Source organism: Winslowiella toletana, from assembly GCF_032164335.1.
Taxonomy (GTDB): domain Bacteria; phylum Pseudomonadota; class Gammaproteobacteria; order Enterobacterales; family Enterobacteriaceae; genus Erwinia; species Erwinia toletana_A.
Map to the genome: position 1 here is coordinate 1,676,667 of NZ_CP134152.1, position 25,604 is coordinate 1,702,270.

21 protein-coding genes are annotated in these 25,604 nt (G+C 54.1%); 15 read left to right on the plus strand and 6 right to left on the minus strand.

All coding sequences use genetic code 11. The annotated features are described in order from the left end of the window. Nucleotides 1–54: 54 nt before the first annotated feature. The gene (rhtA, locus tag RIN69_RS07915) at nucleotides 55–966 is read right to left on the minus strand and encodes a threonine/homoserine exporter RhtA (protein WP_313856663.1); all 912 of its coding nucleotides are present in this window, start codon (nucleotides 964–966) and stop codon (nucleotides 55–57) included. Between the two features lie 368 nt (nucleotides 967–1,334). Between rhtA and ompX the strand changes: the two genes are divergently transcribed. After that, nucleotides 1,335–1,844 carry an outer membrane protein OmpX gene (ompX, locus tag RIN69_RS07920; protein WP_313856664.1) on the plus strand — a complete coding sequence of 170 codons (510 nt, stop codon included), beginning with the start codon at nucleotides 1,335–1,337 and terminating at the stop codon, nucleotides 1,842–1,844. Nucleotides 1,845–1,936: 92 nt separating this feature from the next. Here the strand turns inward: ompX and RIN69_RS07925 are convergent, their stop codons facing one another. Then, entirely contained in the window at nucleotides 1,937–3,517 is a 1,581-nt protein-coding gene (locus RIN69_RS07925; RefSeq protein WP_313856665.1) for a phosphoethanolamine transferase, read from the minus strand. Nucleotides 3,518–4,088: 571 nt separating this feature from the next. On the opposite strand from RIN69_RS07925, the gene mntR reads away from it, so the two are divergent. From mntR to RIN69_RS07960, 7 genes are all read left to right on the plus strand, one after another. After that, a complete protein-coding gene (gene mntR, locus RIN69_RS07930; RefSeq protein ID WP_313856667.1) occupies nucleotides 4,089–4,550 on the plus strand; it encodes a manganese-binding transcriptional regulator MntR in 462 nt (153 codons plus the stop codon). 29 nt (nucleotides 4,551–4,579) lie between these two features. After that, nucleotides 4,580–5,695, plus strand: coding sequence for an SLC13 family permease (locus tag RIN69_RS07935; protein ID WP_313856669.1), 1,116 nt, complete (start codon nucleotides 4,580–4,582; stop codon nucleotides 5,693–5,695). Between the two features lie 118 nt (nucleotides 5,696–5,813). Beyond that, nucleotides 5,814–6,953 carry an HlyD family secretion protein gene (locus tag RIN69_RS07940; protein ID WP_313856670.1) on the plus strand — a complete coding sequence of 380 codons (1,140 nt, stop codon included), beginning with the start codon at nucleotides 5,814–5,816 and terminating at the stop codon, nucleotides 6,951–6,953. Next, complete coding sequence (locus tag RIN69_RS07945; RefSeq protein WP_313856671.1) at nucleotides 6,950–8,518, plus strand: DHA2 family efflux MFS transporter permease subunit; 1,569 nt, start codon at nucleotides 6,950–6,952, stop codon at nucleotides 8,516–8,518. Before RIN69_RS07940 ends, RIN69_RS07945 begins: the two co-directional genes overlap by 4 nt. 1 nt (nucleotide 8,519) lies before the next feature. After that, nucleotides 8,520–10,076: an efflux transporter outer membrane subunit gene (locus tag RIN69_RS07950; protein ID WP_313856672.1), complete on the plus strand. Its 1,557-nt coding sequence runs from the start codon at nucleotides 8,520–8,522 to the stop codon at nucleotides 10,074–10,076. A 369-nt stretch (nucleotides 10,077–10,445) separates the two neighbouring features. Next, nucleotides 10,446–11,927 (plus strand): sugar porter family MFS transporter, encoded by a 1,482-nt coding sequence (locus RIN69_RS07955; protein WP_313856674.1) that lies wholly within the window; start codon nucleotides 10,446–10,448, stop codon nucleotides 11,925–11,927. A 93-nt stretch (nucleotides 11,928–12,020) separates the two neighbouring features. Further along, the gene (locus RIN69_RS07960) at nucleotides 12,021–13,616 is read left to right on the plus strand and encodes an ABC-F family ATPase (RefSeq protein ID WP_313856675.1); all 1,596 of its coding nucleotides are present in this window, start codon (nucleotides 12,021–12,023) and stop codon (nucleotides 13,614–13,616) included. A 63-nt stretch (nucleotides 13,617–13,679) separates the two neighbouring features. On the opposite strand, the gene moeB is transcribed toward RIN69_RS07960, so the two are convergent. Together moeB and moeA are read right to left on the minus strand one after the other, a co-directional pair. After that, a complete protein-coding gene (gene moeB / locus RIN69_RS07965) occupies nucleotides 13,680–14,432 on the minus strand; it encodes a molybdopterin-synthase adenylyltransferase MoeB (protein ID WP_313856676.1) in 753 nt (250 codons plus the stop codon). Between the two features lies 1 nt (nucleotide 14,433). Continuing rightward, complete coding sequence (moeA, locus tag RIN69_RS07970; protein WP_313856678.1) at nucleotides 14,434–15,669, minus strand: molybdopterin molybdotransferase MoeA; 1,236 nt, start codon at nucleotides 15,667–15,669, stop codon at nucleotides 14,434–14,436. Between the two features lie 256 nt (nucleotides 15,670–15,925). Here moeA and RIN69_RS07975 point away from each other — a divergent pair, with 256 nt between their 5' ends. From RIN69_RS07975 to gsiD, 5 genes are read left to right on the plus strand one after another with little or no spacing between them, the layout of a single operon-like run. After that, nucleotides 15,926–16,891, plus strand: coding sequence for an isoaspartyl peptidase/L-asparaginase (locus RIN69_RS07975; RefSeq protein ID WP_313856680.1), 966 nt, complete (start codon nucleotides 15,926–15,928; stop codon nucleotides 16,889–16,891). A 9-nt stretch (nucleotides 16,892–16,900) separates the two neighbouring features. Continuing rightward, nucleotides 16,901–18,763, plus strand: coding sequence for a glutathione ABC transporter ATP-binding protein GsiA (gsiA, locus tag RIN69_RS07980; RefSeq protein WP_313856683.1), 1,863 nt, complete (start codon nucleotides 16,901–16,903; stop codon nucleotides 18,761–18,763). A 49-nt stretch (nucleotides 18,764–18,812) separates the two neighbouring features. After that, nucleotides 18,813–20,351: a glutathione ABC transporter substrate-binding protein GsiB gene (gene gsiB, locus RIN69_RS07985; RefSeq protein WP_313856684.1), complete on the plus strand. Its 1,539-nt coding sequence runs from the start codon at nucleotides 18,813–18,815 to the stop codon at nucleotides 20,349–20,351. Between the two features lie 53 nt (nucleotides 20,352–20,404). Beyond that, on the plus strand, nucleotides 20,405–21,325 hold the full coding sequence (gsiC, locus tag RIN69_RS07990) for a glutathione ABC transporter permease GsiC (protein WP_313856686.1): 921 nt from the start codon (nucleotides 20,405–20,407) through the stop codon (nucleotides 21,323–21,325). Nucleotides 21,326–21,334: 9 nt separating this feature from the next. Then, entirely contained in the window at nucleotides 21,335–22,240 is a 906-nt protein-coding gene (gene gsiD, locus RIN69_RS07995) for a glutathione ABC transporter permease GsiD (protein WP_313856688.1), read from the plus strand. Between the two features lie 75 nt (nucleotides 22,241–22,315). Here the strand turns inward: gsiD and RIN69_RS08000 are convergent, their stop codons facing one another. Next, the gene (locus tag RIN69_RS08000; RefSeq protein WP_313856689.1) at nucleotides 22,316–22,576 is read right to left on the minus strand and encodes a hypothetical protein; all 261 of its coding nucleotides are present in this window, start codon (nucleotides 22,574–22,576) and stop codon (nucleotides 22,316–22,318) included. Nucleotides 22,577–22,909: 333 nt separating this feature from the next. On the opposite strand from RIN69_RS08000, the gene RIN69_RS08005 reads away from it, so the two are divergent. Both RIN69_RS08005 and RIN69_RS08010 read left to right on the plus strand, forming a co-directional pair. Continuing rightward, nucleotides 22,910–23,578 (plus strand): DUF3313 domain-containing protein, encoded by a 669-nt coding sequence (locus RIN69_RS08005; RefSeq protein ID WP_313856691.1) that lies wholly within the window; start codon nucleotides 22,910–22,912, stop codon nucleotides 23,576–23,578. Nucleotides 23,579–23,695: 117 nt separating this feature from the next. After that, a complete protein-coding gene (locus tag RIN69_RS08010; protein WP_313856692.1) occupies nucleotides 23,696–24,808 on the plus strand; it encodes a PQQ-dependent sugar dehydrogenase in 1,113 nt (370 codons plus the stop codon). A 39-nt stretch (nucleotides 24,809–24,847) separates the two neighbouring features. On the opposite strand, the gene RIN69_RS08015 is transcribed toward RIN69_RS08010, so the two are convergent. Beyond that, nucleotides 24,848–25,504: an HAD family hydrolase gene (locus RIN69_RS08015; protein ID WP_313856693.1), complete on the minus strand. Its 657-nt coding sequence runs from the start codon at nucleotides 25,502–25,504 to the stop codon at nucleotides 24,848–24,850. Nucleotides 25,505–25,604: the final 100 nt, after the last annotated feature.

The window sequence follows — 25,604 nt, forward strand, 5'->3', positions numbered from 1 at the left end:
TCAGCATAACGACTGATTATTCAGCCTCATACTGAGGCTGAACGAGGAATATTCTCAATCCTGAGATCGCGGCATATCCTCTATAGACGTAATCTGGACTTCTTTAGGCCGCATGGTGAGCGTTGCACCGGCGGAAGCCGCGATGATTGCCAGCAGCGCCAGCCATTGCACCAGCGTCAGTCGTTCACCGAGAAACAGCATGCCGGAAAAGGCAGCCATTGCCGGTTCAAGACTCATCATGGTGCCAAAGGTTCTGGCTGGCAAACGCGTTAAGGCGATCATCTCCAGTGAATAGGGCAGTGCGGTCGACAGCACCGCTATCGCCAACGCCAGCGGAATCAGCGACAGTTGCCAGATACCGCTGTCGGCGAAACTCAGCCCGAGCGGCACAAAAATCACTGATGCGATCACCGAGCCCATCGCCACCGTAGCCGGGCCATGTTCCGCCCCAGCCTTCTGACCGGAAAGAATATATAACGCCCAGCAGACGCCGGCACCTACCGCCAGCGCGGCACCCTGTGCATCGACGCTGGAGATATCATGGCCGAGCGGCAGCAAAAACCACAGGCCGACAATCGCCAGCAGCACCCAGATAAAATCCAGCAGCCGACGTGAACCGATCAGGGCAAGAAATAACGGTCCGGTAAATTCCAGCGCCACTGCAATACCCAGCGGCACGGTACGCAGCGACAAATAAAACAGATAGTTCATTCCGCCGAGCGCCAGCCCGTAAATCAGCAAGGGCACGCGCTGTTCACGACTAAAGCGCAACCGCCAGGGCTTAAACACCAGGCATAAAATAATCGTGCCCAGCCCAAGTCGTAATGCGGTAATACCGGGCGCACCGACCTGAGGAAACAGCGTTTTAGCCAGTGAAGCGCCACCCTGAATAGAGGTCATGGCAATAATTAAAACCAATATCGGTAGCCATACCGGCGACTTTGCCGGTGAAAGTGCAGAGGACATGCAGCAAACCTGTCTGGGAAACCCTGAGGTTAAAGATTAATAAGTACGTCAGTGTAATGGAGACTGGGCAGAAAAAAATGCGCTGGCAGCGAAAAAAATGTCGTCGACGAGCGTCAAAAGCGGCAATTTAAGTAAAGAAGTGTCAGGATTAATTAAGAATTATCCCAATGAACCTTTTTTTACAATTGAGAATTAAACCGGTTATACTACCTGAAATGGTATATAAAATAGTAACATACAAAATGTCATTAACTTTCTGTTACACCATACCTGGTGTTAGACAACAATTTGCAGGCAGAGTTTCTTGCTGATTTTTGTTATATTTTAACTGTTGTCAGGAGAGAAGTACTTTCACATTTGAGGTGGTTATGAAAAAAATTGCATGTCTTTCAGCACTGGCTTGTGTACTGGCTGTATCCGCGGGTTCCGCAATGGCGCAGAGCACCATCACTGGTGGTTACGCACAGAGCGACTTCCAGGGTGTTGTTAATAAAGCCAACGGTTTCAACTTGAAGTATCGCTACGAAAACGGCAGCGATCCACTGGGCTGGATCGGTTCTTTCACCTGGACCGAAAAAAACCAGAACGTTGATACCCTGTACGCTAAATCCCAATACTACGGCCTGACTGCAGGTCCAGCTTACCGTCTGAACGACTGGGCAAGCATCTACGGTGTTGTTGGTGTTGGCTACGGTAAAACTAGCGTAACTGGCCCAGATCGCGAAAAAGGCGATGGCAGCGACTACGGTTTCTCCTACGGTGCTGGTCTGCAGTTCAACCCAATGGAAAACGTTGCACTGGATGTTGGTTACGAGCAGAGCCGTATCCGCAGTGTAGACGTTGGTACCTGGATCGTTGGTGCAGGTTACCGCTTCTAAGTTTGCTAATCCAGCCAGAAATATTCTGGCTTGATGATAAAAATCCGCCCTGGTGGCGGATTTTTTTATGGCAAAAATCGCTGAGTCCGGCCTCAGCGGGCAAACGCATCCTGACCAAGATACTGATAATTAACCTTCTTCAGCGCAAAATTAGTGACGTAAACCGGTGGTGCAGCATCTTTCGAAGCAAAACGGTAGCGGGCAATAATCTGTTTGCTGCTGATGCCAGTCCACTGCGAAAACAGCTGTAAAAAATCATTCGCCGAACGCGCTGCCTTGATGATCTGACGCTTAGTATCCTGACCTGAAGTGATAAACATCGGCACCTGGAAGTTTTGCTGATACTTGTCATCATGAGCGAGATACTCGTTTTTACTGCCTTTCTCTTTAAATGCCATGCCGTGATCTGAGAAGTAAAGCATCGAGTAACTCAGCCCGCTGTTATGTAACTGCTGCTGTAGCTGCTGTAAAAAGCGATCGGTCTGGGTGATGCTGTACAGATAGCACGACGTCTCCGTGGAGTGAACAAAGCTGGCAAACTTGCCCCTGGTACGATCGCAGGCCTTGGGGTGTGAACCAATAATATGGTAAATCAGCAAGCGGGGGGCATCGACCGGCTGTGTCAACGCCTGCGGCGTCAGTTTCAGCAAATCGTCATCGTCGGTGGACTTATCTGCTTCGAAATCCCCCTGTTTCAGGAAGTGTACGTGATCGGCACGACGCGCAATACTGGCAATCGGCGTGTCAAATTTGCCAATTTGTCCCTGATTGGAGAACCACCAGGTGTCAAAGCCGGCACGGTTAGCCAGCGTAACGATATTGTCCTGATACAGTGGTTGGCCGTCGACCACCCGGTTAAGCGTTAACCCCAGTGATTTTTGCGTTGAGGAAGCCGCCGCGGTGTAGTTAACAAAAAATTGGCCTTTCGCCTCACTGGCAAACGGGGTGTTATTCCAGCGCCCGCCGAATGCACCGAGCGCATCACGCCGCGCGCTTTCACCAATCACCATCACATACACCTGACGTGAAGGCTTTACGCCGGTCACCGTCCAGCTGTCCTGCAACGACGTCAGCTGATTCATGCGGTCGATCTCATCATCCACCGACATTTTGCTGACCACGCTGTCCTTAACAAAGCGCACCAGCGGATAACCAGCATCGCTGAGGCTGAAAGGATAGTCCGCCAGCTTATTCAGCACCGGTTGCGTCAGCCACGCCACCGCCGCAAATGCCAGGCAGGCTGAATCAGCATGCGACCAGCGGCGTGCCATGGCAGGCTTACGGCGCAGGGCGATAAAGCCGGTCAGCAGAATGGCGCAGGCGATAGCGTAATCCTGCGGTGGAAAGATCTGCATGATTTCGCTGGCTTCCGCGACATTGGTCGAATGTAACGCCAGCAGAGTATTAAAATTGGGCGGGCCGTAAGTCTGACCAAAGGGATAATAGCTACTGGCCACCAGCGTAGTGACGATAATCAGTGCTTTCAACAGGCGCGGCGCACGGCTGTGCAGCAACATCATCAGCGCGCTGAACGCGCAGGTATACAGCAGGCTCAGCGGATAGCCGAACGCCAGATTGATTAACAGTGAGAACAGCAGATACAGCCCAATATACGGGCTGAACAGCTCACGGGAACCGGTCACCGCCGCAGTTTTAATCAGAGTCAGATTCATTATTTATCTTATTGAGACGCAAAAAACGCATCTTCAGTGGGTGTCTGAAGACGTAGTCAGGCCTGGAACGACTCGTTTTGAATGGGATTAGGGACGGGTTTGGCGCGCCGTTTTTGCCAGCACTCTCACGAAAGGCATAGCAAGATAATCCTCGCTTTCAACAAAGGCAACCAGTAGCGAAGAAAGTTTCTGTGAACCGGGAAACAGTTTTTATACGGCAGAAGAGGGAAGAGGTTAAGAAGCCTGGTTGTCAGGCTTCTTGGGCGCGGTCAGCATCTCTAACAGCATCAGGCGCAGAGTAAATGGCGATCGACTAAACAACCGCAGTAATAATGGTGCTTTCATGGTGGTAACCTCCTGTGACGCCCAACCTGGCATCACCTTATTGCTCATTTGCATTGTGCTGACTCATATTCAATGGTTGCTTTATAGACAGGTATAGCACAGGCTATATCCCATAGCCAGTGCTATTTGTCGGAAAATTTGTGCTTCTTTGAGCTTCGTTTACAATGTGGCACCAACAGACCTGCAAGGGTGTTAATAGCGCAGGTTAAAAAGAAGAGGAAGTTGAATGAGTCGTCGCGCCAAACCCGCTGTTGCCAGTCTTAATGGGCCACTGAAAGATATCGAAGAACATGTCGAAGGATTTCGTCAGGTTCGTGAGGCGCATCGCCGCGAGCTGATTGATGACTATGTTGAGTTAATTTCCGATCTGATCCGCGAATTTGGAGAAGCGCGTCAGGTGGATATGGCGGCGCGCCTTGGCGTTTCCCAGCCAACAGTAGCGAAAATGCTGAAGCGTCTGGCGACGGGCGGGCTGGTGGTTCAGGTGCCTTATCGTGGGGTATTTTTGACCGAAGAAGGCGAGAAGCTGGCGGAAGAGAGCCGTGAGCGCCACCATATCGTCGAAACCTTTTTGCTGGCGCTGGGTATCAGCCCCGACACTGCACGCCGGGATGCAGAAGGTATCGAGCATCACGTCAGTGACGAAACGCTGGCAATTTTCCAGCAATTTTACCAGAACCGTGGCTAACTTCCGACCACTCTGACCTGCGAGTCATCATGGCAACACTGCTCAGGCCGTTTTTGCACGATCGCTTTCTTCATCTGTTAGTGGTACTGGGCGTCGTGTTAGCCTGCTTTGCTCCCTTTAGGCCAGCGGAGCTGCTCACGGCGGTCGACTGGAACACCATTATCACCCTGTGCGGTTTGCTGATGCTGACTAAAGGTATCGAACTCAGCGGCTATTTTGACGTGTTGGGCCGCCGTTTGATCCACCGTTTTCAGCACGAGCGCACGCTTGCACTGTTTATGGTCGCCGGTGCTGCGCTACTCTCCACCTTTCTGACCAATGATGTGGCACTGTTTATTCTGGTGCCGCTGACCCTGACGCTGAGAAAGTTTTCCAGCCTGCCGGTTTCGCGGCTGATTATCTTCGAAGCGCTGGCGGTTAACGCCGGTTCGCTGCTGACGCCAATCGGTAATCCGCAAAATATTCTGTTATGGAGCCACGGCCAGCTCGGTTTTGCCGCCTTTATTCTGCAAATGCTGCCGCTGGCGGCGTTGACCCTTGCCAGCCTGTTGCTGGTAACCTGGTTCAGTTTCAGCAAAAAAACGATACAGCGTCATACGCAGGATGAGGCCAGCGGCTGGCAGCGACCCCTGTTACTGATTTCAGTCGTGATGTATGGGGTGTTTATCGCGGCGCTGGAACTGCAACTGGCGCTATGGGCGCTGTTGTTAGTGCTGGTGGTGTTTTTCTGTATTGCCCGTCGGGTACTGCTGTCAATCGACTGGAGTTTACTGGCGGTATTTATCGCCATGTTCATTGACGTATTTTTTCTTACCCGCTTGCCGTTATTACAGGAACCTTTACAGCATATTTCCCAGCTGGGTGACGATGGTCGTTACCTGCTGGCAATTGGCCTGTCACAAATTATCAGTAATGTTCCGGCGACCATTCTGTTGCTGAATACCCTGCCGGCCAGCACGCTGTTTGCCTGGGCGGTGAATATTGGCGGTTTTGGCCTGTTACCCGGCTCGCTGGCGAATCTGATTGCGCTGCGTATGGCGAAAGATCGGCGTATCTGGTGGAATTTTCATCTGTTCTCAATTCCAATGCTGTTATGGACCATGGCGCTGGGCTGGGGGCTATTTTTGCTGATTCACACGCCCTGATTTCGGGCTAATCTGGAATTGTAAGTAAATCCTGGCATTTGTCAGTTTTCTTCCTATTGTTAATAGCAGTTTGGGTCTTCAAGGGTTCGGTTTGAGCCTGCGGTAAACTGTGAGAACTATGACAACTTCAGATAAATCTTCATCAGAACAGCACGCACGCCAGCAGGATGACGCCGATCAATCTGCTTCAGAGACACAAAACAGCGAGGAGCAACCGCGTAAGCGCCCCGGCAAAAAGCCGATCGTTATTCTGCTGATCGTGGTGGGGCTGATGGTGCTGGTGGCGCTGTGGTACTGGATTTCTACCCGCAATATCGAAACCACCGACGATGCCTTTACCGAAGGTAATGCGGTGACCATTGCGCCGAAAGCGGCTGGCTTCGTGGTGAAGCTGTTGGTGAGCGATAATCAGAGGGTGAAGAAGGGTGATTTACTGGTACAAATCGACCCAAGCGATGCCCGCGCCCAGCGTGAACAGGCGAAAGCGCAACTCGGTCTGGCTGTTGCTCAGCTGCATCAGGCGCAAGCCCAGCTGTCGCTATCGCGGGTGCAGTATCCGGCGCAGCGCGACCAGGCATTAGCTGACCAGGCAAAAGCGGAAGCCAGCTTAATCAATGCGCAGGCAGAGTATCGTCGCTTGCGCGGTGTTGACCCACGCGCGACCTCCCAGCGCAATATTGACAGCGCCAGCGTTCAGCTGCGCTCTGCTCAGGCGCAGCTACAGAGTGCCAAAGCGCAGGTGGAAGTTGCCTCGCAGGTACAACTGCAAATTCGTCAGCAGGAGACCAATGTCGAAGCGCGTCAGCAGCAGGTCGGGCAGGCGCAGGCACAGCTGGATACCGCTGAACTCAATCTCTCTTACACCGATGTCCGGGCGCCTTACGATGGCTTTGTCACCAAGCGCAATGTGCAACTGGGCAGCCTGGTGCAGGCCGGCACCTCGATGTTCTCGCTGGTCTCATCCGAAGTGTGGGTGACGGCAAACTTCAAAGAGTCGCAGCTGGAGCGTATGCGTCCGGGCAATAAAGTTGAAATCAGCGTTGATGCCTGGCCGGATATGAAGCTGGAAGGGCACATCGACAGTATTCAGATGGGTTCAGGATCGCGTTTCTCGACTTTCCCGGCCGAGAATGCCACCGGAAACTTTGTCAAAATTGTGCAGCGCGTGCCGGTGAAAATCGTGATTGATAAAGGTCTCGATGTGAACAAACCGCTGCCGCTCGGCCTGTCGGTAGAACCGAAGGTCACGCTGGAATGAGTGATAGCCAGAGCTGGAAACCCACCAGTAATCCCTGGCTGGTGGCGATGACCGTCACGCTGGCGGTGTTTATGGAAATCCTCGATACCACCATTGTTAACGTGGCGCTGCCGCACGTGGCCGGCTCGCTCTCGTCCAGCTACAGCGAATCGACCTGGGTTCTCACCTCCTATCTGGTCGCCAACGGCATTGTGTTGCCGCTCTCGGCATTTCTCAGCCGGGTATTTGGCCGTAAACAGTTCTTTATGATCTGCATTGTGATGTTTACCGTCTGTTCATTCCTGTGCGGAATCGCCACTGAACTGTGGCAAATTATCCTGTTCCGCATTCTGCAGGGCTTTTTCGGCGGCGGTTTACAGCCGGTGCAGCAGTCGGTACTGCTTGATTACTTTAAGCCGGAAGATCGCGGTAAAGCTTTTGGCCTGTCGTCGATTGCGATTATTGTGGCGCCGATTGTCGGCCCGACGCTCGGCGGCTGGATCACCGATAACTACAGCTGGCGCTGGGTCTTTTTAATCAATATTCCGGTCGGCATCCTGACGGTGCTGGCCATTTATCAGCTGCTGGAAGATCCGCCGTGGGAGCGTAAGTGGGCGAAAAGTAAGCTGCGGATTGATTATATCGGCATCAGTCTGATCACTCTCGGCCTCGGCTGCTTACAGGTGATGCTGGATCGCGGTGAAGATGACGACTGGTTCTCTTCCGGCTTTATCCAGCTGTTTGCGGTGCTGACCGCCATCGGCCTGGTTGGCGCGATTTACTGGCTGATGTATGCGAAAAAACCGGTGGTGGATATTCGCTGCCTGAAAGATCGTAACTTTGCGGTTTCCAGCCTGCTGATGGCGGGAATGGCGATGATTCTCTACGGTAGCTCGGTGGTTCTGCCGCAGCTGGCGCAGCAGGATTTGGGCTATACCGCGACCTGGTCCGGGCTGGTGCTGTCGCCGGGCGCCATCCTGGTAGTGATGACCATTCCGTTGGTGTTGAAGCTAATGCCCGTGGTGCAAACGCGCTGGATTATCGCCTTCGGCTTCACTCTGCTCTGCCTGTCGATGTTCTACTCGATGCGGCTGACGCCGGATGTGGATTTCACTACGCTGGCGATGATGCGCAGCGCGCAGTCAATCGGGCTGGGCTTTTTGTTTGTCCCGCTGACCACTATCGCGTTTATCTCGATCCCGCAGCGGCTGAATGCTGATGCGGCGGCGCTGTTTACCATGTTTCGCAATGTCGCCGGCTCAATCGGCATTTCGCTGTCGACGGCGGCAATTACCGAACGCTCACAGGTGCGAACTGCCACGATGGCACACACTATGACGCCGCTGAATGAGCCGTTTAATCTGACCGTCGAGCGCTGGGCGCAGGCGATCCGCGACTTCACCAGCGCAGTCGGCGATCCGGTAACGTTAGCCACCGGCCAGCTGTATCAGGAGATGGTGGCGCAGGCGCGCATTCTGGCTTATATCGATGTATTTATGGGGCTGGGAATTGTCGCGCTGATTATGATTCCATTTTGTTTACTGCTTTCGCCGATTAAGAGCGAAGGTAGCGCAGGAGCACACTGATATGACTCTTATAACGCGCGCGCAGTTGCCGGTGCGTAGCAGCCTGGCGCTTGCTCTGGCACTGGCGCTCTCATCTTGCACCGTCGGGCCAGACTACCAGGCACCGAAAACCGAGACCCGCGCCAGCTATCAGGGAATGAAAGCGGGTGAGGTGTCGTCACCGCTGGCGGCGTCGACCGATCCTGACTGGTGGAAGTCATTTAACGATCCTCAGCTGGATAGTCTGATAGAGCGGGCCATCGCCGGTAATCTTTCGCTGCAACAGGCGGTATTGCGCATTGCCGGTGCGCGTGAGCAGTTGTCACAAGCGCGGGGCGGCTGGTTTCCCAGCGTGAATGCCAAAGCAGGTATGACGCGTCAGCAACTGGGATTGAAAGGCGAGCTGGAGTCGAACGGGGTTTACGATCGGCTGGGTGAGGTCGATCCGCAAGTGCGTACTGCGCTCGACGGACTTAGCCGACCAATCAATATCTACCAGGGCAGTTTCGATGCGGCCTGGGAGCTGGATATGTGGGGCAAGGTTCGCCGCCAGGTTGAGATGGCAGGTGCTCAGCAGCAGGCGTCGGTCGAGAGTCGCAACGATGCGCTGGTCTCGCTGGAAGCGGAAGTGGCGCGGGCTTATATGCAGCTGCGCGGTGCGCAGGCCATCACCAGCACCTTACAAACGCAAATTGATGTGGCGACAGAAACGCTGAAGCTGACGCAAAGTCAGCAGCGCAACGGCCTGGCGCCGCAGATGGACGTCGAGAATGCCCGAGCGCAGCAGAGTTTATTACGCGCTCAGCTGCCACAATACCAGGCACAGGTGCAGCAGGCGATGAACGGTCTGGCAGTATTGCTCGGTAAACCACCCGGCGCACTGGATGCAGAGCTGAACGCCAGCAAGGCGATGCCAAAACTGCCGGCGGCGGTGCCGGTGGGAGTACCATCGCAACTGGCGCGGCGTCGTCCGGATGTGCGTCAGGCGGAGGCCAACCTGCATGCGGCCACCGCTAATATTGGCGTCTCAGTGGCGCAGCTGTTTCCGAGCGTATCGTTGACCGGAGAGCTTGGCGTGCGTAATAGCCACGCCAATTATCTTGATGACTGGAGCAGCCATTTTTACAGCTTCGGCCCGTCGGTTTCGATACCGATTTTTCAGGGAGGACGGCTGGTTTCCAGCGTGAAACTGGCGCGCGCGCAGCAGGCCAGCGCGGCACTGGGTTATCGTCAGGCGGTGCTGACGGCATTACAGGACGTGGAAAATGCGCTGGTCAGTTACCGCACCGATCAGCAACAGGTTGCTGGCCTTGATGAAACGGTAGCGGCGTTACAAAACGCTTTTGATCTGGCAGATGACAGCTATCGTAAAGGGATTTCAACCTTTATCGACGTGCTGGATGTACAACGCCAGCTGTCGCAGGCGAAGCAGCAGGCAGAGCAGGCGCGGGTGCAGACCAGTCTTGATCTGGTCGCGTTGTATAAAGCGCTGGGCGGCGGCTGGGAGCCGTATCAGAACGTGACATTGCCGAAGTATTCGGTATTTGGTCCGATGGAAACCGCAGCGACTCAACCTTAACGCTGAATATTTTCTTCGTTTCTTCCCCAGGGCGGCGATCTGGCCGCCCGATAATCTTCTCTTCACGTTTTTTTTCTTCGTCACTGCCCGTTTTACCGGGATGAAGTGAAATATAAAATTCATATTTTATTTTTAGTGAAATTCGATACGCATATTAAGCAGCAGTCTCTGACACTTAAGACAAGCACCCAAAGGCAATAATGTGCTTTTTATCACAAATTAAGCGCTGCCTTATGACCTGCACCACAAAATTTAATTTTCATCGTTAATTAAAATGAAAATATCAGTCTAAATTAAGGCGCGAACTGAGTGAATATTGCTTCTGTGGATGTTGCTCAGGTTTTCTTTCAACCAGGGGCGAGTTTCAGCATGGTAAAAGAACAATACATTTCACCCAACAAAGCGTCGGGGCCGAACAGCAATACGCGGACCGAGCCTTTTGTTAAGGTGATTGCGGCAGTGGCAACATTAGGTGGATTACTGTTTGGTTACGATACCGGCGTGATTTCCGGCGCGTTGCTGTTTATGGGGGACGAACTGCATCTGACGCCTTTCACAACGGGCCTGGTAACCAGCTCGCTGCTGTTTGGTGCGGCCTTCGGTGCACTGGCTTCAGGCCATTTTGCCGCGGCTGCCGGACGTAAGAAAATTATTCTGATCCTCGCGATCATCTTTGCCATCGGTGGCACCGGTTCTGCGCTGGCCCCTGATGTTAACTGGATGATTTTCTTCCGTCTGGTTCTGGGCGTGGCGGTCGGCGGTGCCGCAGCCACCGTGCCGGTGTATATCGCCGAGATTGCGCCCGCCAACAAGCGCGGTCAGCTGGTTACGCTACAGGAGCTGATGATCGTTTCCGGTCAGATGCTGGCGTATATCTCCAATGCCGGTTTCAATCATATGTGGGGCGGCGAGCACACCTGGCGCTGGATGCTGGCGGTAGCCACCATTCCGGCAGTATTGCTGTGGTTTGGCATGATGTTTATGCCGGATACGCCGCGCTGGTATGCGATGAAGGGGCGTTTAGCCGATGCGCGTCGCGTGCTGGAGCGCACCCGTGCTAAAGAGGACGTTGAGTGGGAGCTGACGGAGATCGAAGAGACGCTGGAAGAGCAGCGCGATTTCGGCAAACCAGGCCTGCGCGATTTGAAAACCCCGTGGTTATTTAAACTGTTCCTGATTGGTATTGGTATCGCGGTGATCCAGCAGCTGACCGGAGTGAATACCATTATGTATTACGCCCCGACGATGTTGACTGCGGTCGGCATGAGCAATGATTCGGCGCTGGTCGCCACCATTGCTAACGGCGTTATTTCGGTATTAATGACCTTTGTCGGCATCTGGCTGCTGGGGAAAATTGGCCGCCGTACCATGGTAAAGATTGGCCAGTTTGGCTGTACCGCCTGCCTGTTCTTTATCGGCGCGGTCAGCTATCTGATGCCGGAAACGATCAATGGTCAGCCGGATGTACTGCGCGGTTATATGGTGCTGCTGGGAATGCTGATGTTTCTCAGCTTCCAGCAAGGTGCGCTGTCGCCGGTAACCTGGCTGCTGCTATCGGAAATCTTTCCGACACGGCTGCGCGGCATCTTTATGGGCGGCGCGGTGTTTGCCATGTGGATCGCCAACTTTATGATTTCACTGGCCTTCCCGATATTGCTGGCGGCAGTCGGCCTGTCCGGCGCGTTCTTTATCTTCGGCCTGATTGGCATTGCCGGGGCGATCTTTGTGATGAAATGCATTCCGGAAACCCGCAACCGCAGCCTCGAGCAGATTGAACACTATCTGCATGACTGGCTAAGTGATGACAAGGAAACCCGACGGACAGCCGCGCCGGTTAAGCAGAAGGCGTAATCGTTATCAAACCGGCGGTATTCGCCGCCCGGTTTTTTATGGCATAATGCGCGTTGAATCACATTCCACTTCTTCAACCGTAAGGCAATCCCTGTGCTAGTTTCCAGCAACGTCACCATGCAGTTTGGCAGTAAGCCGCTGTTCGAAAACATCTCTGTCAAATTTGGCGGCGGTAACCGCTACGGCCTGATTGGCGCTAACGGCAGCGGCAAATCAACCTTTATGAAAATCCTCGGCGGCGATCTGGTCCCGTCCGGCGGTAATGTTTCCCTCGATCCGAATGAGCGTATTGGTAAGCTGCGCCAGGATCAGTTCGCCTTTGAGAAATTCAGCGTGCTCGACACGGTGATCATGGGTCATCATGAACTGTGGGAAGTGAAGGAAGAGCGTGACCGTATTTACGCACTGCCGGAAATGAGTGAAGAAGATGGCTATAAAGTGGCCGATCTGGAAGTGAAATACGGCGAAATGGATGGCTACACCGCAGAAGCGCGCGCCGGAGAACTGTTACTCGGCGTCGGCATTCCGCTGGAGCAGCACTACGGCCCAATGAGCGAAGTGGCTCCCGGCTGGAAACTGCGTGTGCTGTTGGCACAGGCGCTGTTTTCAAACCCGGAAATTCTGCTGCTCGACGAACCGACCAACAACCTGGATATCGATACCATCCGTTGGCTGGAGCAGGTGCTGAATGAACGTAACAGCACCATGATCATTATTTCGCATGACCGTCACTTCCTTAACATGGTCTGCACCCATATGGCTGACCTTGATTACGGCGAGCTGCGCGTTTATCCGGGCAACTACGACGAATATATGACCGCGGCTACCCAGTCGCGTGAGCGCTTGCTGTCGGATAACGCCAAGAAAAAAGCGCAGATTAACGAACTGCAGTCGTTCGTCAGCCGCTTTAGTGCCAACGCCTCAAAATCTCGTCAGGCGACTTCACGTGCTAAACAGATTGATAAAATCAAGCTGGAAGAGGTGAAAGCCTCCAGCCGTCAGAACCCGTTTATGCGTTTCGAGCAGGACAAGAAACTGTTCCGTAATGCGCTGCAACTTGAAAACCTGACCAAAGGTTTTGATAACGGTCCGCTGTTCAAAAATCTCAACCTGCTGGTGGAAGTGGGTGAGAAGGTGGCGATTATCGGTGCCAACGGTATCGGTAAAACTACCCTGCTGAAAACGCTGGTTGGCGATCTGCTGCCGGACAGCGGTGAAGTAAAATGGTCAGAAAACGCCAGCATTGGTTACTACGCGCAGGATCACGCCGCTGACTTTGATAACGATTTGAATGTGTTTGACTGGATGAGCCAGTGGATGCAGGGCAACGATGACGAGCAGGTGGTTCGTGGTATTCTCGGTCGTCTGCTGTTCAGCCAGGATGATATCAAGAAGCCAGCTAAAGTGCTGTCCGGTGGAGAAAAGGGCCGCATGCTGTTTGGTAAGCTGATGATGGAACGTCCAAATATCCTGATTATGGATGAACCCACCAACCACCTGGATATGGAATCTATCGAATCGCTGAACATGGCGCTGGAGATGTACGAAGGCACCTTAATCTTCGTTTCCCATGACCGTGAATTCGTCAGCTCACTGGCCAGCCGCGTGATTGAGATTACCCCGAACAAGGTTATCGACTTTACCGGCAACTACGAAGATTACCTGCGCAGCAAAGGCGTGGATAACTGATTGATAAGGTGGCGATAACGCCACCTTTTTCTTCCAGGGGCGCCGTTCCCGGCTCCTCTTGATTTATCGCCCACAAACCTCACAGCCAGGATCTTTCGCCAGCTTTATTTCGCGGAATTGCAGCGTCATGGCATCATACATCAGCAGTTTACCCGCCACGCTATTGCCATAATCGCTTAACAGACGAATCGCTTCCATCGCCTGCAATCCACCAATCACGCCGACCAGCGGTGCCATTACGCCAGCTTCGACGCAGGTGAGGGCGTTACTGCCAAACAGGCGACTGATGCAGCGGTAGCAAGGCTCGTTTTCCTGCCAGCTGAAGACGCTAATTTGCCCTTCCATTCGGATGGCAGCACCCGATACCAGCGGTATCTTTGCCGCAAAGCAAAGCCGGTTTAACTGCTCGCGCGTTTCCAGATTATCACTACAGTCCAGCACTAAATCGCAGCTATTCAGTAGTTTTTGCAGCGCGTTATCATCCAGATGGGCGTTTATGGCGTTAAGGGTAATTAAGGGGTTAATCGCGGCCAGCCGCTGGCGCGCAGATTCGACTTTTGCCATGCCAACCTGCGCATCGGTATGCAAAATCTGCCGCTGCAAATTAGAGCGCGACACGCTGTCGAAATCCAGCAGCGTCAGCGATCCGACGCCCGCCGACGCCAGATATTGGCTGGCGGCGCAGCCCAGCCCGCCAAGCCCGACAATCAGCACGCTGGCAGCCTTTAACTTCTCCTGACCCTCAAAATCAAATCCGCGCAGCACAATTTGCCGGTTATAGCGCAGCGTTTCGTCATCGGTCAGCGGCGGTAGCATCTCAGCCTCCTAAGAGTGCGTTAAACGGTTCAATTTCTACCCACTCACCGGGCTGCACTGTGTCGCGCTCGCGTTCAAGGACGATAAAGCAGTTAGCCTGGCTGAAGGAGCTGAACACATGCGAACCCTGATGGCCGGTGCTGCGCACTTGCAGGTCGCCCTCGTTGTTACGGCTGAATATCCCACGCTGGAAATCGAGGCGGCCTGGGGATTTCTTCAGGCGTTCAGTGGCGCGCGCGCGCATTTTTGCCGGCAGGCAGTCAGTTTGCTGCCCGGTAAGACGGGCTAACAGCGGCTGTACCAGCTGGTAAAAAGTCACGGCAGCGGATACCGGATTACCGGGCAGTCCGCAGAACCAGCTGTTTTGCAGTCGACCAAAGGCAAAAGGCTTACCGGGTTTCATCGCCAGCTTCCAGAAGCCCACTTCACCCAGTTCATCCAGCATCTGTTTGGTGTAATCCGCTTCACCAACTGAGACACCGCCGCTGCTGATTACCACATCGGCTTGGGCATCGGCCTGATGAAACGCCGCGCGCAGTGCGTCAGGATCATCTTTAATAATCCCGAGATCGATCACTTCGCAACCCAGCGCATCCAGCATCAGGTGCACGGCAAAGCGGTTGGTATCATAGATTTGCCCGGCGGCCAGCGGCGTACCGACCGCTTGTAGCTCGTCTCCGGTGGAGAATACCGCCACCCTCAGTTTACGAAAAACCCTGACCTGACTGATGCCGAGCGAGGCCAGCAGCGGCAGTTCCGCAGCGCCGAGTTTAATTCCGCTTGCCAGCACGCTGGCGCCCTGCTGAATATCTTCACCTGCCAGCCGAATATTCTGGCCCGGTTGCACTGCTGCGAGAAAGCGCACGCCCCGATCGCTGCTTTCGGTCTGCTCCTGCATGACTACCGCGTCGGCACCCGGCGGGATCGGCGCACCGGTCATAATGCGAATACAGCTGCCTGCTGGCCAGTCACCGTGATATGGCGCACCGGCGAACGCTTTTCCCGCCACCGGCAAGGGAATATCGTGATTAACGTCGGCCATGCGTAGCGCATAGCCGTCCATTGCCGAGTTAGCAAAAGGCGGTACATCAATCGGTGAAATCACTGCTTCAGCGGTAATGCGTCCGGCGGCGGCAGTGATGGCGACAGTTTCAACATCGCTTAATGGGGTAATCTGCGCCAGCATTTTGTCGCGCGCTTCTTCAAGGGAGATTAAGCCCGCAGTAAACAGTTCCATGGTATCTCCAGCAATACATCAGATGCCGTCTATTATGGCGTGAAATAACAGCCGGATCATCCTCGCTGTCATCGGGCAGCATCTGCGGTATAGCGATTATGGTTATTAGTTACTACGTTTTGTTATTAGCGGCGAGGAAACATTCCTCTTTACATTGCTTTACAGCCTACCTATAGTCAAAAATCGCTGATTTTTTGATAAACCTCAGCTAACTCAGTGTTTTTCATGCTGATTTAACACACAGGGTATGTGAATTATGACCAGAGCAGTGATCGCCATTCACGGCGGCGCAGGAGCCATTGCGCGTGGAGCAATGAGTGCAGAGAAAGAGCAACAGTATATTCAGGCACTCTCTGATGTGGTCGCCAGCGGTCAGGCGATACTGGCGGCGGGCGGCAGCGCGCTGGATGCGGTCACTGAAGCGGTTCGCCTTCTGGAAGAGTGCCCGCTGTTTAACGCCGGTAAAGGCTCAGTTTTCACCCATCAGGGTACCCATGAGCTGGATGCCTGCGTGATGGATGGTGGTTCACTGAACGTCGGCGCGGTTGCCGGCGTGTCTCATATCCGTAATCCGGTGCTGGCAGCGCGCGCGGTGCTGGAACACAGCCCTCATGTGCTGTATATCGGCAGCGGCGCCGAAAGTTTTGCTGCTCAACACGGGCTGGAAACTGTGGCAGCCGATTACTTCTCAACGCCGGAGCGCTGGCAGCAGTTGCAGCGCGCGCTGGACAGCCAGCAGATGCTGCTGGATCACGACGGCGCGTCGCATACGAACGATGGCGATCCGCTGGATAACGATCGTAAATTCGGCACCGTTGGCGCGGTGGCATGCGATCTGCAGGGTAACCTGGCGGCCGCCACCTCAACCGGCGGCATGACCAACAAGCAGGCCGGTCGGGTCGGTGATACACCGATTGTCGGTGCCGGTTGCTACGCCAATAATGCCAACGTGGCAGTCTCCTGCACCGGTACCGGTGAAGTATTTATGCGCACTTTGGCGGCCTACGATATTGCCGCGCTGGTGGAATACTCCAGCTTGTCGCTTAAACAGGCCAGCGAACGTGTGGTAATGGAAAAAATCCCGCTGCTTGGCGGCAGCGGCGGCATCGTGGCGGTCGATCGTGATGGCAATATCGCGCTGCCGTTTAACAGTGACGGAATGTATCGCGGCTACGGTTATGTCGGCGATGGGGTGGTTGTGGGTATCTGGCGCGAAGAGTAAGGAGCAGGTATGACCGGATCTTCAGCAGATCAGACGCTGTCAGCGGAACAGGTTCTGGCGGTACGCAATCTCAGCGTCAGCTTCACTCATGAAGGCGTCACCACTCCGGCGGTGCGACAGCTGTCGCTGGAGGTCAGGCGTGGTGAAACGTTGGCGATTGTCGGCGAATCAGGCTCCGGCAAGTCGGTGACCTCACTGGCGCTGATGCGCCTGATTGAACAGGGCGGCGGCAAGATGGACAGCGGCGAGATCTGGCTGCGCCGCCGCAATGGCAAGGTGCTGGATCTGGCAACGGCACGTCAGTCGCAGATGCGCACCATTCGCGGTGCCGATATGGCGATGATCTTTCAGGAACCGATGACTTCGCTGAATCCGGTGTTTCCGGTGGGTGAACAAATTGCCGAGTCGATTCGCCTGCATCAGGGGCTGAATCATCGCCAGGCGCTGGCAGAAGCCCAGCGGATGCTGGACTTAGTGCGTATTCCGGAAGCGAAAAACGTGCTGACCCGCTATCCGCATCAGCTTTCCGGCGGCATGCGCCAGCGGGTGATGATCGCTATGGCGTTATGCTGTAAACCGGCACTGCTCATTGCCGATGAGCCGACTACTGCGCTGGATGTCACCATTCAGGCGCAAATTTTGCAGCTGATTCGGGTGCTGCAAAAAGAGATGGAAATGGCGGTGATCTTCATTACCCACGATATGGGCGTGGTGGCAGAAATGGCCGATCGGGTGCAGGTGATGTATCGCGGTGAGGGGGTGGAAACCGCGCCGGTTGAGCAGATTTTCCGTCAGCCGCAGCAGGCGTATACCCGCGCGCTGCTGGCTGCCGTGCCCAAACTCGGCGCGATGGCTGGCCAACCGTTTCCGGCGAAGTTTCCGCTGGTCGGTGGACAACAGCCATCTTCACTGGATGCTCAGGATACCGTACCGGCTGGCGCCGAGCCGATATTGCAGGTGCGCGATCTGATTACCCGTTTTGATATCCGCAGCGGTATTTTTAATCGCGTAACGCGCCGGGTTCATGCGGTAGAAAAGGTCAGCTTTGACCTGAAGCCGGGTGAAACGCTGGCGCTGGTGGGGGAGTCGGGCTGTGGTAAATCGACCACCGGACGTTCGCTGTTACGACTGGTAGAGAGCCAGGGCGGCAGCATTACTTTTGACGGCAAGCGCATCGACCAGCTGAAAAACAGCGAGCTGTCGCACTTGCGACGCGATATTCAGTTTATCTTTCAGGACCCTTACGCTTCGCTCGATCCGCGCCTGACGGTTGGCTTCTCGATTATGGAGCCGCTGCTGGTCCACGGTGTGATGAAAGGACGCGAGGCGGAAGCGCGCGTCGCCTGGTTACTCGAGAAAGTCGGCTTACTGCCGGAGCATGCGCAGCGCTATCCGCACGAGTTTTCCGGCGGGCAGCGGCAGCGTATCTGTATTGCGCGTGCGCTGGCGCTGAATCCAAAAGTGGTGATTGCCGATGAGTCAGTGTCAGCGCTCGACGTGTCGATTCAGGCGCAAATTATCAATCTGATGCTCGATTTGCAGCGTGAGTTCGGCATTGCATTTCTGTTTATTTCTCATGATATGGCGGTGGTGGAGCGAATCAGCCATCGTGTGGCGGTGATGTATCTCGGACAGATTGTCGAGATTGGCCCGCGCCAGGCGGTTTTCGAGCGCCCGCAGCATCCGTATACCCGTAAGCTGATGTCAGCCGTGCCGGTAGCCGATCCCGGCCATCGCCGCCGTGAGCGCGCTTTACTGGTCGATGAAATTCCCAGTCCGATTCGCGCGCTGGGTGATGAACCCGAAGTAGCACCACTGGTGGAAGTTGGCGCAGGGCATTACGTAGCGCGCCATGCAATCAGCGGTGCCTGATGGTGTTTTGTTTCGTATAACTCAAGGGACGACAGGAGAACTTTGTAACATGACGATTTCACACACGCGTAAATGGCTGGTGACTGCGGGATTGATTGGGAGTTTCGCTGCGGTCCCGGCCTGGGCAGCGAAGGATGCGGTGATTGCCGTCGCCTCCAATTTCACCACCCTCGATCCTTACGATGCTAACGACACGCTTTCACAGGCGGTGGCGAAATCCTTTTATCAGGGACTGTTTGGTTTTGATAAAGAGATGAAGCTGACCAACGTGCTGGCCGAAAGCTACGAGGCCAGCCCGGATGGATTAACCTACACCATTAAACTGCGTCCGGGGGTAAAGTTCCAGGATGGCACCGATTTCAATGCCGAAGCGGTTAAGGTCAATCTCGATCGCGCCAGCAATCCGGACAGCCAGCTGAAGCGCTATAACCTGTTTAAAACCATTGCTGCCACCGATGTGGTCGATGCGAATACGGTAAAAATCACTCTGAAGCAGCCGTTCTCAGCCTTTATCAATAACCTGGCGCATCCGGCTGCGGCGATGATTTCACCGGCCGCCCTGAAAAAATATGGCAAGGAGATCGGTTTCCATCCGGTCGGTACCGGTCCGTATCAGTTTGTCACCTGGAATCAGACCGACTTTGTGAAGGTGAAAAAGTGGGATGGCTACTGGAAGAAGGGCTATCCAAAACTCGACAGCATTACCTGGCGGCCGATTGTCGATAACAACACCCGTGCGGCAATGCTGCAAACCGGTGAGGCCAACTTCGCCTTCCCGATTCCCTTTGAGCAGGCTAACGTGCTGAAAGGCAACAGCAAACTGGATTTGGTGACCTCGCCGTCAATCATGCAGCGTTATATCAGTTTTAACGTGACGCAGAAACCGTTCGACAACCCGAAAGTGCGTGAAGCCATTAACTACGCTATTAACCGTCAGGCGTTAGCGAAAGTGGCGTTCAGTGGCTTTGCTACGCCTGCTACCGGCATTGTGCCGCCCGCTATCGACTTTGCCCAGAGTTACCCGGCGATAGCTTATGACCCGGCCAAAGCGCGTGAATTGTTAAAAGAGGCCGGTTTCCCGAACGGTTTCAGCACCACGCTGTGGTCATCGCACAATCACAGCACCGCGCAGAAAGTGCTGCAGTTTACTCAGCAGCAGCTGGCGCAGGTCGGTATTAAGGTCAAAGTGACGGCAATGGATGCGGGTCAACGTGCGGCGGAAGTGGAAAGCAAAGGGCAGAAAGAGAGCGGAGTCCGGATGTTCTATACCGGCTGGTCTGCCTCCACCGGTGAAGCTGACTGGGCGCTGACGCCGCTGTTTGCCACCACGTCCTGGCCGCCAACCATCTTTAACACCGCGTTTTACAGCAATCCGCAGGTGGATAAAGATCTGGCCGATGCACTGAAAACCACCGATCGCGATGAGAAAGCCAAACTGTATAAAGATGCGCAGGATCGCATCTGGAACGATCGTCCGTGGGCTCCGCTGGTGGTTGAGCAGTTAGTTTCGGCGAATACCAAAACGCTGACCGGCTTTTATGTAATGCCGGATACCTCCTTCAACTTCGATGAAGCCGATCTGAAGTAGTGCCGGCCAACGCCAGTCCGTCAGGGCTGGCGTGGTAACGGGCAGGATAATGCATGCTTAATTATTTTATCAAACGCTTACTGGGGCTGATTCCAACGCTGCTGATTGTGGCGGTACTGGTATTCCTGTTTGTTCATATGCTGCCGGGCGATCCGGCGCGGCTGATTGCCGGACCGGAAGCCGACGCCTCGGTGGTCGAGATGGTGCGCCAGCAGCTGGGCCTCGATCAGCCGCTGCCGCAGCAGTTCTGGCAGTTTATTCTTAATGCGTTGCAGGGCGATTTTGGTCAGTCGATGGTATCGAAACGCCCGGTTTCCGAAGAGATTGCTTCACGCTTTATGCCAACGCTGTGGCTGACGCTCTCCAGCATGGTATGGGCGGTCATTTTTGGTATGGCGATTGGCGTGCTCTCTGCCGTATGGCGTAACCGCTGGCCGGATCGTCTCGGTATGACGCTGGCGGTTTCCGGTATTTCCTTTCCCGCTTTCGCCCTCGGGATGCTGCTGATGCAGGTGTTTTCAGTAAAGTTAGGCTGGCTGCCTACCGTCGGTGCCGACAGCTGGAAACACTATATTTTACCTTCGATTACGCTTGGCGCGGCGGTGGCTGCCGTGATGGCCCGTTTTACCCGCGCCTCGTTTGTTGAAGTGATGCAGGAAGACTATATGCGCACCGCGCGTGCCAAAGGGGTACGCGAATCGCTGGTGGTGGTAAAACATGGGCTGCGCAATGCGATGATTCCGGTGGTCACCATGATGGGGCTGCAATTCGGTTTTCTGCTCGGCGGCTCGATCGTGGTTGAAGTGGTATTTAACTGGCCGGGACTCGGGCGGTTATTAGTCGATTCTGTTGAGATGCGCGACTATCCGGTGATTCAGGCCGAGGTATTGCTCTTTTCGCTGGAGTTTATCTTGATCAATTTGATCGTCGATATGCTGTATGCCGCCATCAACCCGGCAATTCGCTACAAATAAGGAGTCGCAATGAAAAACTGGCGACGTGAAGCGGCACTGAGCGCAATGCCAACAGTGAAAGAAAATCGCGTGCGCACGCCGTGGCGGGAGTTCTGGCGACGTTTTCGTCGTCAGCATGTGGCGATGATTGCCGCGCTATTTGTACTGTTACTGCTGATAGTGGCATTTATCGCGCCGTGGATTGCACCCTACGATGCTGAAAACTATTTTGACTACGACCGGCTTAACCAGGGGCCGTCAATGATGCACTTTCTGGGCGTCGATTCGCTCGGGCGGGATATTTTTAGCCGGGTACTGGTCGGTACGCAGATTTCATTAATTGCCGGTTTCTTTTCGGTGGCAATCGGTGCAGCTATCGGTACGGTGCTCGGCCTGCTGGCCGGTTACTATGAGGGCTGGTGGGATCGCCTGATTATGCGCATCTGTGATGTGCTGTTTGCCTTTCCGGGGATTTTGCTGGCAATTGCCGTGGTGGCGATTATGGGCAGCGGCATGTCCAATGTGATTGTGGCGGTAGCGATATTCAGTATTCCTGCCTTTGCCCGACTGGTGCGCGGCAATACGCTGGTGCTCAAACATCTGACGTTTATCGAGTCGGCACGCAGTATTGGTGCATCCGACTTTACTATTATTATGCGTCATATTTTGCCGGGCACGGTCTCATCAATAGTGGTCTATTTCACCATGCGCATCGGCACCTCGATTATTACTGCCGCCAGCCTGTCATTCCTTGGTCTCGGCGCTCAGCCGCCAACGCCAGAGTGGGGCGCAATGCTTAACGAAGCGCGTGCAGATATGGTGATTGCGCCGCACGTGGCGATATTTCCGAGCCTGGCGATATTTCTTACGGTGCTGGCATTTAATTTGCTGGGTGATGGTTTGCGCGATGCGCTCGATCCGAAATTAAAAAACTGATGCAGCATCTTATCGGATATTAAATCGAGTGGCGGCCAGGCAATATCGGCGGGAATTATCCCGCCGATAGCTAACTTAACGCACTTTATTTGACTGAGATAATACGCTGGCCGCCAGACTGCGGGTTAACGCATCGGATTCAGGATTGGTTAATGCGGAAGACGCTTTGCCCTCCATCTCTTTACCGCTCTCTTTATCGGTCCGCGATTGCGCGAGGGCGGAACCCGCCAGGCTTTTTTGTATCGCAGTGGCATCCGGGTTTTTTAGCGTTTGCGCCGCGACGCTGGCAATCCGCCCGGAGGTTTTTTTGGTATTTTTGCTGTCATTCATAATCATTATTTCCCTATTAGTTTATACATCTCCTTGGTTAAGCGCGCCGGATCTGGCTGGCTTAACCCCTAAAGTATAAAATAACAACGCTTAAAAAAGCACCAGTCTTGTCATTTATTTACCGACGTATCATTTTTCAGAAAAACGCCATGGTAATAATCTGTTACGGGTAAGTGCTGATAATATCGATGAAATATAATGTTATGGCTAATTAACATTGCCCACCGGACTTTATCTGCTGCCGTTGAACGAATTTGCTGGCTGGTTAATTATTTGCACTCTATCTATGATGAAGAGGTTATTCATTTAATCACCGCTTCACTTCACAAAGGAACGTCTATGTTCATTCAGCGTAAAATGCTGCTGGCATCAGTGGTAGCTGTTAGTGTTGTGCTTGCTGGCTGTACCTCTAAAGTCGCGGATACCAGACAATTCTCCGGATTTTTACCCGACTATAGTCAATTACGAGCCACGCAGTCGGCATCCGGGCAGGACACCCTGCGCTGGATATCACCGGACTTCAAAGAGAGTGATTATCGCGGCATCGTTTTTACTCCGGTGATTTACTATCCGGCAGCGGCACCGAATGCCCGCGTCAGCCAGGCCACGCTTGATCAAATCAGAAATTATACCGACCAACAACTCAGAGCGGCGGTAGCCAAACGTAAACCGCTGGTAAAAGAGGCCGGGCCAGCCACGCTGATCATGAAAACCGCCATCACTGCGGTAACCGCAGAGAATGAAGGTGTGCAGTTTTACGAAGTGATACCGATTGGTGCAGTGATTGCCGGAACCATGGCAGCAGCAGGGCACCGCACTCAGCAGAGTACGCTGTTTCTTGAAGTCCTGCTGATTGATGCGCAAAGCGGTAAGCCGATGGTTAAAATCGTGCGTAAGGGAATTGGCAAAAATATCGCTAACAGCAATACGCCAATTAACTTTGAAGATTTAAGACAGCCAATTAACAGTATGGTTAATGACACGGTGAACTTTCAGTCAGATCATTAAGTTTTTGTAAAAATGGATGCTTGCAGGTTCCTTCGAGCTAACGTTAAAGCCTCAGTCGCTGTCATTGCGCGTAAGACCGCGCGAACTTCAACATCGGATGGTTACCCGGAGGAACCTATGCCACGCCTGCTGTCGACCCTGATTGTCAGTACCTCACTGCTGTTTTCCGCTTCGCTAATGGCGGCAGAGGTTACCGTAGAACAGCTGCAAGATAAGTTGGATCACCCGTGGGCACTGGCTTTTCTGCCCGGCAAAGCGGATATTTTAATTACTGAGCGTTCCGGTCAGCTGCGTTTGTGGCATCCACAGAACGGCCTGTCTGAACCTATTACGGGAGTGCCGAAGGTCTGGGCGCACCGCCAGGGCGGGCTACTGGATGTGGTGCTGGCTCCTGACTTTGGGCAAAGCCGCCGGGTCTGGCTGAGCTTTACCGAAGCAGGCGTCAATGGCGGTGCCGGTGCCTCGGTAGGTTATGGGATACTGAGCGAAGATAACCGTCAGCTGAAGGACTTTAAGGTGGTGCTGCGCCAGCAGCCTCAGCTCTCCAGCGGAGCCAATCTCGGCACCCGTATGGCGTTTGATCGTGATGGCTATCTGTATATTGTATTTGGCGATAATTTTCACAGCGCCACCGCGCAGGATCTGAGTAAGCTGCAGGGCAAAATGGTCCGGCTGACCGCCGACGGTGAAGTCCCGAAAGATAATCCGTTTGTTGGCCGCGAAAATGCGCGTGCTGAAATCTGGGCCTGGGGTTTGCGCAATCCACAGGGGGTGGCATTTAATCCATGGACGCAGCAGATATGGGAAAGTGAACACGGCGCGCGCGGCGGTGATGAAGTCAATATTATTGAGAAAGGTAAAAACTACGGCTGGCCGCTGGCGACCTGGGGGCTGGACTACAGTGGTGAAAAAGTGCCGGAATCCAAAGGCGGTGAAGTCGAAGGAACGGAACAGCCGATCTTCTGGTGGAAAGTGTCACCTGCTATCAGCGGGATGGCGTTCTATAACAGCGCAAAATTCCCGACGTGGAAAAACTCGCTGTTTATTGGCGCGTTGAAACAGCAAAGCCTGATTCGTCTGACGATCAACGGTGAGAAGGTGACTGAGCAGGAACGTCTGCTGGAGGATCGCCACGAACGTATTCGTGATGTGCGCGTCGGGCCGGACGGCTTCCTTTACGTCCTGACCGATGAAAGCGATGGCAAATTGCTGAAAGTCGGATTGAAATAACTCAGCGAGGTGGCCAGTTGGCCCTGGTCACCTGCCGGATTATTTTACCCAGCGACACACTTCCCAGCCGCGCCCCAGCGCTTCCTGATGCAGCCGGTCATCCGGATTAATCACACAGGCATGGTCTGCCTGTTCCAGCAGCGGGATGTCATTCATTGAGTCGCTGTAGGCCCAGGTGCGATGGAAAGTTTGCCCGGTCTGACGGGATTTCCAGTCGGCCAGTCGGCTGACTTTGCCCTCTTTATAGGTCATAGTGCCGTAAGTCAGACCGCTATACCGGTCATCGACGATTTCAACGCCCACCGCCAGCGCACCATGAGCGCCCAGCTGCTGCGCAATCGGTGCCACCAGGTGCTCGCCGCTGGCAGAAATCACCAGAATGGTATCGCCACGCTGTTGATGCCACGCCAGACGCTCGCGTGCGTCCGGATAGACCCGTGGCAGAATATCGCGCTGAACAAAGCGGCGTATCCAGCCGGATACCGTCAGCGTCGCCATTCCTGACAGCGGGGCGAGGGTGGTATTCATATACTCTTCCATCGACAGCGTGCCCTGATAATACTGGGCCATCAGTTCCTGCTCCTGCTTGAGCACTGTTTCCGGCGCAAAGCCCTGCGATACCAGCCAGCGTAGCCACAGACTGGTACTGTCTTCGCAAATCAGCGTCTCATCAAGGTCGAAAAGGGCTAAATCCATGGTGACTCTCCTCAGGCAACTGATCTCAGGTTAGCGGATTTTTGTGACAGCCTTAACTGATCTGCGAAAAATTCAGAATCACACCCATTTTATCTGGTCG